The sequence below is a fragment of the Saccharomonospora iraqiensis subsp. paurometabolica YIM 90007 genome, assembly GCF_000231035.2.
Lineage (GTDB): Bacteria > Actinomycetota > Actinomycetes > Mycobacteriales > Pseudonocardiaceae > Saccharomonospora > Saccharomonospora paurometabolica.
On record NZ_KI912238.1, the window covers coordinates 198479 to 201041 of the forward strand.

Genomic DNA, 2563 nt, shown 5'->3' on the forward strand with positions numbered 1-2563 from the left:
TGGCCGGGGCCGCCGTCGCGCAGGTACCGACGGCGGCCCCGGTGCGGACGCCGGCGCCGGGACCGCCGGGGCGCCGTTCATCCGTCCTGTTCCCGCTGCTGCCGACGGCGCAGGATCCGCTGCCGTTCGGTGTACTCGCGCATCCGTTTCGGGTATCCGGTCTTGGCGACCTCGTAGACCGGGATCGCGCGCTTCTTGCCGAACTGCTGGGCCGCGCCGAGGCTGCCGATCCGGCGGCGGGTCCATTCCCCGTCGTGGGCGACGAGGACCACGGTCGTCTCGGTGACGTTGGTGCGCGGCTCGACGAACGCCTCCACACCGCGCCGGGCGGAGGCCCACTGGTCGAGATGGTCCGTGTCGGCGGAACTCGCCCCGCGCACCGCCCCGGGCTTGCCGGGTCTGCCGGGCTTCCCCCCTTTGCGACGTCTGCGCAACGAGTCGAACAGGCCCACCTCGCCTCACCTTCCTCATTCGGGTCGCGGCGAGCATTATTCCGACACCGACCGGGTCTGTCTCCCCCGCACCCGCGCCGCAGGTGTCCGGTTTCACCGGATTCGCCCGGGCGTCGGCGCAAGCGGCGTCACAGCCCTACTCACTCGCACCGGATTCGGGCGAGGTGACAAGATGAGGTGGCATGAGCGCCCAACAGCGCCCGTGGACACGATCGACACCTGCCGAGGGAGTTTGACAAGTGACCGACGCTGAAGCCGACCTGGTGATCCTTGGTGGCGGATCGGGTGGTTACGCCGCGGCGTTCCGCGCCGCCGAGCTGGGCCTGTCCGTCACCCTGATCGAGAAGGACAAGCTGGGCGGCACCTGCCTGCACCGGGGTTGCATCCCGACCAAGGCACTGCTGCACGCCGCGGAGGTCGCCGACTCGGCGCGGGAGGGCGACCAGTTCGGCGTCAAGAGCGTGTTCGAGGGCATCGACATCGACGGTGTGCACAAGTACAAGGACACCGTCGTCAACCGCCTGTACAAGGGTCTGCAGGGCCTCGCGAAGGCCCACGAGATCAACTACGTGGAGGGCACCGGCACCTTCGTCGGCGGCACCACCGTCGAGGTCGACGGCACCCGCTACACCGGCAAGAACGTGCTGCTGGCCACCGGCTCCTACTCCAAGACGCTGCCGGACCTCGAACTGGGCGGCCGCATCGTCGCCAGCGAGGAGGCCCTCACCCTGGACCGCGTGCCGGAGAAGGTGGTGGTGCTCGGCGGCGGTGTGATCGGCGTCGAGTTCGCCAGCGTGTGGGCGTCGTTCGGCGCCGAGGTGACCATCGTGGAGGCCCTGCCCCGGCTCGTGCCCAACGAGGACGAGTTCGCCTCGAAGCAGCTCGAACGGGCCTTCCGGCGCCGCAAGATCAGCTACAAGACGGGCGTGAAGTTCACCGGCGCCAAGCAGGACGACAACGGCGTCAGCGTGTCCCTGGAGTCCGGCGAGACGCTGGAGGCCGACCTGCTGCTGGTCGCGGTGGGGCGCGGTCCGAACACCGCCGGGCACGGCTACGACGAGGCGGGCATCACGATGGAGCGCGGCTTCGTCCGTACCGACGAGCGGCTGCGCACCAACCTGCCGAACGTCTACGCCGTCGGCGACATCGTGCCCGGCCTGCAGCTCGCGCACCGCGGGTTCCAGCAGGGCGTGTTCGTGGCCGAGGAGATCGCCGGGTTGAACCCGGGGCCGGTCGACGAGAGCGGCATCCCGCGCGTCACCTACTCGCACCCCGAGGTCGCCTCGGTCGGCCTGACCGAGGCCGAGGCGCGGGAGACCTACGGGTCGGACATCACCACGTTCACCTACGACCTCGGGGGCAACGGCAAGAGCCAGATCCTGAAGACCTCCGGTGCGGTGAAGCTGGTCAAGGCCCCGGACGGGCCGGTGGTCGGGCTGCACCTGGTGGGTGACCGGGTCGGCGAGCTGATCGGCGAGGCCCAGCTCATCTACAACTGGGAGGCGTTCCCCGAGGACGTCGCCCCGCTGATCCACGCCCACCCCACCCAGTCCGAGGCTCTCGGCGAGGCGCACCTGGCGCTGGCCGGCAAGCCGCTGCACGTGCACGGCTGAGGCGGCCGGGGCCGGGCAGTGCCCCCCGCGCGGGCGGTGTCCGTCACCGACGGCCCCGGCGCGGAGCGGTCGCCGGAAACCGCGGGCGCGGCGCGGCCGACACGCCAACGACCCACACCAGCACCACACGCACAAGGGAGTCAGCGAACAATGGCGTACTCCGTCACACTGCCGGAGCTCGGGGAGAGCGTCACGGAAGGCACGGTCACCCGGTGGCTCAAGCAGGAGGGTGACTCGGTGGAGGTGGACGAGCCGCTGCTCGAGATCTCCACCGACAAGGTCGACACCGAGGTCCCCTCCCCCGTGGCGGGCACGGTCCAGCAGATCGTCGCCCGCGAGGACGAGACCGTCGAGGTCGGTTCCCAGCTCGCCCTGATCGACGACGGCTCCGGTGGTGGACAGGCCGCCGCCGGGCAGGCACAGCCGGAACCGGCCACCGAGACGCAACCCGCCGCCGAGCCCGCCGCACCGGCCGAACCCGCCCCCGCGGCGGAGCAG

The 2563-nt window shown here is 71.1% G+C and carries 3 protein-coding genes; 2 read left to right on the forward strand and 1 reads right to left on the reverse strand.

The window, feature by feature from the left end; genetic code table 11:
• Nucleotides 1-77: 77 nt before the first annotated feature.
• Entirely contained in the window at nucleotides 78-452 is a 375-nt protein-coding gene (locus SACPADRAFT_RS0213190) for a hypothetical protein (RefSeq protein ID WP_007027239.1), read from the reverse strand.
• A gap of 239 nt (nucleotides 453-691) precedes the next feature.
• On the opposite strand from SACPADRAFT_RS0213190, the gene lpdA reads away from it, so the two are divergent.
• Nucleotides 692-2065 (forward strand): dihydrolipoyl dehydrogenase, encoded by a 1374-nt coding sequence (gene lpdA / locus SACPADRAFT_RS0213195; protein ID WP_007027238.1) that lies wholly within the window; start codon nucleotides 692-694, stop codon nucleotides 2063-2065.
• A 150-nt stretch (nucleotides 2066-2215) separates the two neighbouring features.
• On the forward strand, nucleotides 2216-2563 hold a 348-nt coding region (locus tag SACPADRAFT_RS0213200; protein WP_007027237.1), incomplete at its 3' end, for a biotin/lipoyl-containing protein.